The sequence below is a fragment of the Sphaerisporangium sp. NPDC088356 genome (assembly GCF_040685555.1).
Classification (GTDB): Bacteria; Actinomycetota; Actinomycetes; order Streptosporangiales; family Streptosporangiaceae; genus Sphaerisporangium.
The window spans coordinates 37965-46461 of record NZ_JBFBIK010000055.1 but is presented as its reverse complement, the minus strand read 5'-3'; the positions used below and the strand labels follow the sequence as shown (position 1 = coordinate 46461).

The 8497-nt window shown below is 71.4% G+C and carries 6 protein-coding genes; 2 read left to right on the top strand and 4 right to left on the bottom strand.

Features of this window, described 5'->3' with window-relative positions; all coding sequences use genetic code 11:
* Window positions 1–254 precede the first annotated feature (254 nt).
* The gene (locus AB0O34_RS21045; RefSeq protein WP_363917685.1) at window positions 255–1199 is read left to right on the top strand and encodes an ATP-dependent DNA ligase; all 945 of its coding nucleotides are present in this window, start codon (window positions 255–257) and stop codon (window positions 1197–1199) included.
* Window positions 1200–1314: 115 nt separating this feature from the next.
* Here the strand turns inward: AB0O34_RS21045 and AB0O34_RS21040 are convergent, their stop codons facing one another.
* Window positions 1315–3327 (bottom strand): family 20 glycosylhydrolase, encoded by a 2013-nt coding sequence (locus AB0O34_RS21040; protein ID WP_363917683.1) that lies wholly within the window; start codon window positions 3325–3327, stop codon window positions 1315–1317.
* Window positions 3328–3549: 222 nt separating this feature from the next.
* Window positions 3550–4038, bottom strand: a complete 489-nt coding sequence (locus AB0O34_RS21035) for a MarR family winged helix-turn-helix transcriptional regulator (protein WP_363917681.1) — start codon at window positions 4036–4038, stop codon at window positions 3550–3552.
* Between the two features lie 174 nt (window positions 4039–4212).
* Here AB0O34_RS21035 and AB0O34_RS21030 point away from each other — a divergent pair, with 174 nt between their 5' ends.
* Window positions 4213–5259, top strand: a complete 1047-nt coding sequence (locus AB0O34_RS21030; protein WP_363917679.1) for a 2-oxoglutarate and iron-dependent oxygenase domain-containing protein — start codon at window positions 4213–4215, stop codon at window positions 5257–5259.
* Between the two features lie 49 nt (window positions 5260–5308).
* On the opposite strand, the gene AB0O34_RS21025 is transcribed toward AB0O34_RS21030, so the two are convergent.
* Window positions 5309–6766, bottom strand: coding sequence for an ATP-binding protein (locus AB0O34_RS21025; protein ID WP_363917677.1), 1458 nt, complete (start codon window positions 6764–6766; stop codon window positions 5309–5311).
* Window positions 6763–8421, bottom strand: a complete 1659-nt coding sequence (locus tag AB0O34_RS21020; protein WP_363917675.1) for an FAD-dependent oxidoreductase — start codon at window positions 8419–8421, stop codon at window positions 6763–6765. The genes AB0O34_RS21025 and AB0O34_RS21020 overlap by 4 nt, the downstream gene beginning before the upstream one ends.
* Window positions 8422–8497 lie beyond the last annotated feature (76 nt).

Here is an 8497-nt window from a genome sequence, read left to right as displayed (position 1 = left end):
AGAGCGCTACCTTGACACGGTAGAGGCCACTGGTTCAATCCCAGTATCGCCCACCACCGGATCCCCAGGTCATCGGCCTGGGGATTCTGCTTTGGCGCGATGGTCTCTGACAGCTCTGTCGTTTCCCGGGAAATCACGAGTCGGCGCGCTCCGGCCGCGTGATCGAGCTGGAGACCACCTTCGCCTGGTGACCGGTGCGGCGGCGGGCAAGGCCGTTGTTGACCTCACGCCCACGCGTGGGCATCGTGGGGCGGGTGACCAGCGATGAGACGCGGGACGGAGTGCCGCTGACCAATCTCGGCCAGCCGCTGTTCGACGGTGCGAACGCGACGAAGCGAGATCTGGTCGACTACCTGGACGCGGTTCGCGACCGCATCATCCCGGTCCTGCGCGACCGGGCACTGTCGGTGATGCGCATACGGCCGGGCCAGCCCGCGTTCATGCAGAAGAACGTGCCCAAGTACACCCCCTCCTGGGTGCGGACGGTCACCGTGTGGGCGGAGGCCTCGCACCGGGAGGTGTCCTACGCCCTGTGCGACGACCGCCGTACCCTGCTGTGGTTCGCCAACCAGAGGGCGGTGGAGTACCACCCGGCGCTGTACCGCGGGGACCATGCCACCCATCTCGTGCTCGACCTCGACCCGCCGGAGGACAACGCGTTCCCGCTGGCCGTAGGGGCCGCTGGGCTGGTCCGCCAGGCCCTGGACGACGCCGGGCTGGCCGGCGCGGTGAAGACCAGCGGCGCCAAGGGCCTGCACGTGTTCGTGCCCGTGGTGCAGGGGATCTCACCTGAGGACCTGGCCGCGGCCACCCGCGCCCTGGCCGTCCGCGCCGAACGCGTCGACCCCGCGCTCGCCACCACGGCGTTCATCCGCGAGGACCGCGAGGGCAAGGTTTTCCTCGACTCCACCCGGGCCGGCGGGGCCACGGTGGTGGCCGCCTACAGCCCGCGCATCCGGCCGGACGCGCCGGTCTCCTTCCCCGTGACGTGGGAGGACCTCGACCGGGTCACCCCGGCCGACTTCACCATCCGCACCGCGGCGGGGCTGCTGGGCGACGGCGATCCCTGGGCCGAGCTCATGCCGGAGCCTCAGCGGCTACCCGCAGACCTGGTCGAGGAGGGGCACACGATCCCGGTGGCCCGCGTCCAGGCGATGCACGAGGGCAAGCGCCGCGCCCGCGCCCGGCGCGGCGAGTGACCACCGGCGGGCCCGTCCGTAGTCCACCGACCTACGCAAAGTAGCCAGGAGTAGGCCAGGCCGGCGCGGCTGCGCGACCGGGTGCCGGCCGAGGCGGGCGGCGACCCGCTCTGTCCTACGGTTGCAGCTCCAGGTAGTCGACGTTGGGGCCGCCGGCGGAGGTGGTGGCCGTCGCGCGGACGGTGTTGGTCCCGGCGGTGAGGTTCACGGTGAGCGTCCTGGTCTGCCAGGTGGTCCAGGCGCCCGTCCCGGCGAAGGACACCCCGCCTGCGGCAAGGGCGCCGTTGACCGCGACGTCCATCGGCCGGTTGGTCGTCGTGCCGTTGGCGTAGCGCAGCCGGAGCGTCACCGGCCCCGCGGTCGCCGCGGTGACGGTCCACTGCACATAGGCACCGCCGGCGTTGTCGTAGTTGACGAAACCGGTGCCGGAGTACCCGGCGTGGTTGGACTCGACGACGGCACGGGAGATCGTCGCGTTCTCCGCCTCGTACCTGCCGCTCGGCGCGCCACCGCTCCACGGCACCTGCGGAGAACGGTAGAAGTCGATGCCCATGACGGTCCAGCGCGGGGCCTGGGCGCCGAGGCGCAGGCGGAAGGCGTCCCAGCCGTGCGTCGACCAGGGCGACCAGCCGAGCTCGGCGATGGCCGGCAGGCGGGGGAACGCCATGTACTCCAGGTCGTCCTCGGTGACGATCGTCTCGGTCCACATGGGCGCCTCGACGCCGAGCACGGCCGAGGCCGGCACCCCGCTCAGGTAGGAGCCGGGATTCCACTCGTAGGCGGTCTGCACCTCTATGTAGCCCGCCCAGTTCAGCCCGAGCGTGGTCTGCGAGGTGTACTTCATGTCGAGGTACGCCTTGTTCGCCGGGGACATGACGACCTTCGCGCCCAGCGACACCGCGTTGGTGACCAGCGCGTCGGAGGTGGTCAGACCCCAGTACTGCACGACACGCCCAGGCGAGTGCTGAACCGCCGAGGCCCCCATCTGGTGCCAGCCCATGACGGTCTTGCCCGTGCCGGTCACCAGGGGCTGGACGCGGTTCATGAACGTCGCGTACTGCGCGGCCGAGGTCGCGCTCGCCTCGTCCCCGCCGATGTGGAGGTACGGGCCGGGGGTCATCGCCGCCAGCTCGGCCAGCACGCCGCCGACGAACGTGTAGGTGTTCTCCTTGGACGTGCAGAGCGAGCTGAACCCGACGTTGGTCCCCGTGTAGAGCGGTGGCGCGACGCCGTCGCAGTTCAGCTCGGCGTACGAGGCGAGCGCGGCGTTGGTGTGCCCCGGCATGTCGATCTCCGGGACGATCGTGACGTACCGCTGCGCCGCGTACGCGACGATGTCCTGGTACTGCGCCTTGGTGTAGTAGCCGCCCGCGCCGCCGCCGACCTGGGTGCCGCCTCCGTAGGTGGCGAGGCGCGGCCAGGCGTCGACGACGATGCGCCAGCCCTGGTCGTCCGACAGGTGCAGGTGCAGGTAGTTCACCTTGTAGAGCGCGATCCTGTCGATGTACTGCTTGACCGTCGCCGGGGGGTGGAAGTGCCGCGCGACGTCGAGCATCGCGCCCCGGTAGGCGAACCTCGGGGAGTCGACGATGCGCCCGCCCGGCACCGTCCAGGGAACCGAGCGGACCGCGGGGCTCTCGATCTCGGCGGGCAGGAGCTGGCGTAGCGTCTGCACCCCGTTGAAGAGCCCGTTGGCGGTCTGCGCCCGGATCACCACCGCGCCGGAGGTGACGTCCAGCTGGTACCCCTGCGAGCCCACGCTGGGATCGGCCCCAGCGAGCAGGAGCGAGATGCCGGAGGTGGGGGTACCCGACGCCGGGGACACCGGCAGCGCGTACCCGGTCGAGGGGCGCAGGACGCCGGCCAGGTAGGCGCCGACGTCGGCGGCGGGAGCCGAACCGGACTGCGTGAAGATCCCCGCTCCGGACGGCAGCGTGTACGTCGTGCCGGCGGCGGGCTGCACCGAGGCCGGGGCCGGGATGACGTCGCTCATGGAGGCGGCCTCGGCGGGCGGCGCCCCGGCGACCGCCACCAGACCGGCCCCCGCCGCGAGCAGAGCGACCCCCGCGAGCATGCCCCACCTGGAGCGCCAACGAAGAACCATGCCGGGCGAGACGGAGAGGCTCACAACGTCCTCCGCAGGCGAAAGAGGCGAATTAAATAGTAAGCCTTACTTACAGAAGCGACCCCGTCAAGGAGTGTTCCAGGCTCCACCACGCACTGGTTCACGGGACGCCTCACGCGGCGAACTCGTTCGCGTCCTCGACCGGGGCGGCCACGCGCCCCGCGCCCTTGGGCCGGCGCAGCGCCGTGAAGGCGACGACGAGGGCGGCGGCGATTGTGTTCCGACCTACTTTGCCGGGTGGCGCGCCCTCCTGACCACCTGGGGACTGTCCGCCGGGGTGGCGAGATGCCCGGTGACCAGGCGGTTCAGGGCGCGCAGGAAGATCTCGCGCTCCTCCTCGGGGAGCGCGCCCAGCGTCTCCTCGTGAACGCGGTCGACGATCTCCTGGCTCCGCACGGCGACCCGGGCGCCCTTTTCGGTGACCGCGATGATGCGGGCCCGCCGGTCCTTGCCGGAGGGGCGGCGCTCGGCGAGGCCGGCCTCCTCCAGGGCGTCGACCGTCACCACCATCGTGGTCTTGTCCATGTCGCCGATCTCCGCGAGCTGGATCTGCGTGCGCTCCTCCTCAAGGGCGTGGACCAGCACGCAGTGCATGCGCGCCGTCAGCCCGATCTCGGCGAGCGCCGCCGCCATGCGGGTGCGCAGGACATGGCCGGTGTGGTCGAGCAGGAACGACAGGTCCGGTTTCGTGCGGGCGGGCGCCATGGCGGTCATGCCCGCCAGCATAACAATTCGATCCGTGACGGATTATCCAGCAGATGACGCATCGGCCGTGGCGCCGTCCTCGGGCGGCTTCGCTGAGAAGATGTGAGCGTTGCCGGCTCCCGGTGTGACCGCTTCGCGGGGGTGCGGCACCCTGGGCGTCGGGGCATGGTGGAGGAGGTCGGCGTGAGCGAGGCACTGCCCGTCATCGACGTGACGGCTCTGATGGGCCGGGGCACGGCCCCGGCCCGGTCGGGAGCGGGCACGGCCCCGGCCGGTGATCCCGGCGGGAGGGGCGGCACGTCCGCCGAGCGGGCCGCGGCGGAGATCGGGGACGCCTGCCGGGAGAGCGGCTTCTTCTACCTGACCGGACACGGCGTGCCCGACCGGCTCCTCCAGGAGCTGGACTCCGCCGCGCGCCGGTTCTTCGCCCTGCCGCTCGACCGGAAGATGGAGATCTCGATGGAGAAGGGCGGCCGGGCGTGGCGGGGGTTCTTCCCCGTCGGCGCGGAGCTCACCTCGGGACGGCCTGACCTGAAGGAAGGGATCTACTTCAGCACCGAGTCGGCGGCGGACGACCCGCGCCCGCTGCACGGCCGCAACCTGTTCCCCGAGCAGGTGCCCGAGCTGGGCCGGGCCGTCTCGGCGTACCTCGGCGAGCTCACCGAGGTCGCCCAGGGCGTGATGCGCGGCATCGCCCTGAGCCTCGGCCTGGCGGAGGACTACTTCGCCACCGGCTACACCGCCGACCCGACCATCCTTTTCCGGATATTTCACTACCCGCCCGTCCCGCCGGAGGCGGACGGCTGGGGGGTCGGCGAGCACACCGACTACGGCCTGCTGACCCTCCTCCTACAGGACGGCAACGGCGGCCTGCAGGTGCACGGCAGGAACGGATGGATCGACGCCCCGCCGATCCCCGGCACGTTCGTGTGCAACATCGGCGACATGCTCGACAAGCTGACCGGCTCCCACTACCGGTCGACGCCCCACCGGGTCCGCAACCTCAGCGGGCGAAGCCGCCTGTCGTTCCCGTTCTTCTTCGACCCCGGCTGGGACGCCGAGGTGCCGCCGCTCCCCGCGCTGCCGTTCAGGGAGGGAGGCCGTCCCCGCTGGGACGGCCAGGACCTGCGCGCCTTCACGGGAACCTACGGCGACTACCTCACCGCCAAGGTCGCCAAGGTCTTCCCCCGGCTGACGTCCGAGGTCCTGGACGGTTCGGACCCGGCCTGAGCGGGCGGGCGGAAAACCCGAGGCGCAGGCCGGAGCCCTGGACGTGGACCTAGGCGGGTGTGATCGGCAGGAGCACGCGGAACCGGGTGTCGCCCGGTGAGGACTCCACCCGGATGTCCCCATGGTGCTTCTTGACAATGATCCGGTAGGAGATGTCCAGCCCGAGCCCGGTGCCCTCGCCGACCGCCTTGGTGGTGAAGAACGGCTCGAAGATGCGCGGCCGGATCTCGGCGGGGATGCCCGGCCCGGTGTCGGCGATCTCGACGAAGATGCGGTCGGCCTCGTGCCCGGTGCGCAGGGTGAGGGTGCCGCCCTCGGGACGCATCGCCGCGAAGGCGTTGTCGATCAGGTTGGTCCACACCTGGTTCAGCTCGGCGGCGTACGCGGGGACCAGCGGCACGGTGCGGTCGTACTCCTTGACCGTGCGCACCCCCTTGGGGGTCTTGGCCTGCATCATCGTCAGCGTGGCGTCGAGCAGGTCGTGCACGTCGACGGTCTGGTACGGGGCCCGGTCGAGCTGGGAGTACTGCTTGGCCGCCGAGACCAGCGCGGAGACGCGGGTGACGGCGTCGTCGATCTCCCCCATCAGCAGCTCGGTCTCGATCGTGTAGGTGAGCCACCGCACGGCCGCCTCGAGGTTCTCCCCGCCCACAGCGCCGGTGATCTGCTCCAGCCACCGCACGTCGATGCCGCCGGCCACCAGCGTGGGAGCGAGCTCCCACCCGCCGGTGACGTCGTGGTCGTCGAGCCAGTCGCCGAGCTCGTCCTCGGCGTCGGCGGTGGCCATGGCCGACAGGGGCGGAGCGCTCGCGGCCCGCTTGACCGCGTCCTCCTGCAGCTCGACCAGGTCGTGCAGCCTGGTGCCGTCGAGCCGCCCGTCGGCGATCATGGCGAGCTTGTGGCGCATGCCGGCGACCCGCTCGCGCAGCACGGCGGTGGCCCGTACGGCGGCCGCGGCGGGGTTGTTCAGCTCGTGGGTCAGCCCGGCCGACAGCGAGCCGAGCGCGAGCAGCCGCTCGCGCTCCCCGACGATCGTCTGGTTGGCGCGCATGCCGAAGAACATGCCCTCCAGCAGGTGCGTCGCCATCGGGAACCACTCGCGCAGCGACTTGGCGAGGACCGTGGCGGGCAGCGCGAACAGCTCGACGTCGCTGATCGCGTGCAGGCTGCTGGAGTAGCTCTGGCCGACCTCGTCCCCGAGGTAGGCCTGCATGGCGCCCGCGTACACGCCCCGCTGCTCGGTGCGGGTGACCTCGACCTCGTCACCCCGGATGCGCCGGGTCATCGCGACCGTGCCGCTGAGCAGCTGGTAGAAGCAGGTGGCCGGCTCGCCTTCCTGGAAGACCGTGGTGCCCCCGCGCCAGCGCTCCACCCGCCCGTGCTCGACGAACCTCGCGAGCTGGGAGTCGTCGAGCGACTCGAACAGGAACAGCGTGCGCAGCTCGTCGGCGGTCAAGCGATCGCCGCCCGTGTCACCGCGCCCGGCGGTATCGGCCGGCTCGGTCATTGGGCCTCCAGGTAACGGTGGATCAGCGAGACGGCCATCGCGCCCTCGCCCACGGCGGACGCTACACGCTTGACCGAATCGGCCCGCACGTCGCCCGCGGCGAAGACGCCCGGCATGCTCGACTCCAGATGGTAGGGGTCGCGGGGAAGCGACCACCCCGGCGGCCGCTGCCCGTCGGCGAGCAGGTCGGGCCCGGTGAGCACGAAACCCCGCTCGTCGCGGACGACCGCCTTGTCGAGCCACTCGGTGCGCGGCTCGGCGCCGATGAAGATGAACAGCCACGAGGTGTCGACCGTGCGCACCTGCCCGGAGCGCGGGTCGCACAGCGACAGGCGTTCGAGGTGGCCGTCGCCCTCGGCGGACACCACCTGGCTGTGCGGGTGGACCTCGATGTTCTCGTTGTCCTGGATCTGGTCGATCAGGTACTGCGACATCGACTGCCGGAGGTCCCCGCCCCGGATGAGAATGTGCACGCGCCGGGCGTAACGGGAGAAGTGCACGGCCGCCTGCCCGGCGGAGTTGGCCCCTCCGACGATGTAGACCTCCTCGCCGGCGCAGCTCGGGGCCTCGGTGGACGCCGAGCCGTAGAAGACGCCGCGGCCGGTGAGCTCGGCCAGGCCCGGCGCCTCCAGCATGCGGTAGGAGACCCCGGTGGCGAGCACGACCGTGTGGGCGGCGACGACGCTGCCGTCGCCGAAGCGGAGCAGCCTGGTCGACCCCCCGGACTCCAGGGCGACGACCTCACGGGTGGTGAGGATCTCGGCACCGAACTTCTGTGCCTGCCGGCGGGCGCGGTCGGTCAGCTGCGCGCCCGACACCCCGTCGGGGAAGCCGAGGTAGTTCTCGATGCGGCTGCTCTGCCCGGCCTGCCCGCCGGTCGCGCGCTGCTCCAGCAGCACGGTGCGCAGCCCCTCCGACGCGCCGTACACCGCCGCGCCCAGGCCGGCCGGGCCCGCGCCGACGACGACCAGGTCATAGAAGTCCTCGGCCGGGGTGGTGGTCAGCCCGACGTGGGCGGCGAGGTCGGTCTCGGTGGGCTTGACCAGCGACGTGCCGTCCGGCGTGACCACCAGCGGGACGTCGTCCACGGTCAGGCCCGCCGCCGACAGCAGGCGGCCGCCCTCGGCCTCGTCGGCCAGCATCCAGCGGTACGGGACGAGGTTGCGGGCGAGGAAGTCGCGGACCGCGAACGAGGGGGCCGACCAGCGGTGCCCGACGACGCGGGTCTCGGTGATCGTCTCGTCGGGCGCGGCGAGCCAGGCGTCGAGCATCGAGTCGACCACCGGGTAAAGCTTCTCCTCCGGCGGGTTCCAGGGCTTCAGCAGGTAGTGGTCGAGGTCGACGATGTTGATCGCGTCGATGGCCGCGTCGGTGTCGGCGTACGCGGTGAGCAGGACGCGGCGGGCTCGCGGGAAGATGTCCATCGCGGCCTCGAGGAACTGGATGCCGTTCATCTGCGGCATCCGGTAGTCGGCGAGCAGCACGGCGACCTGCTCACCACGCAGCTTGATCTCGCGCAGCGCGTCCAGGGCGGCCGCGCCTGAGTCGGCGCGCACGACACGGTAGCGGTCACCGTAACGGCGCCGGACATCTCGGGCCACTGACCGGGAGACGGCCGGGTCGTCGTCAACGGTCAGAATTGCCGGGTTTGCCATGGAATCAATGAAATCATGCCCCCGGGTAAAGGCGGCCATACGCGGGGGACGACGGAGGATTACGGCGAGAGACTTG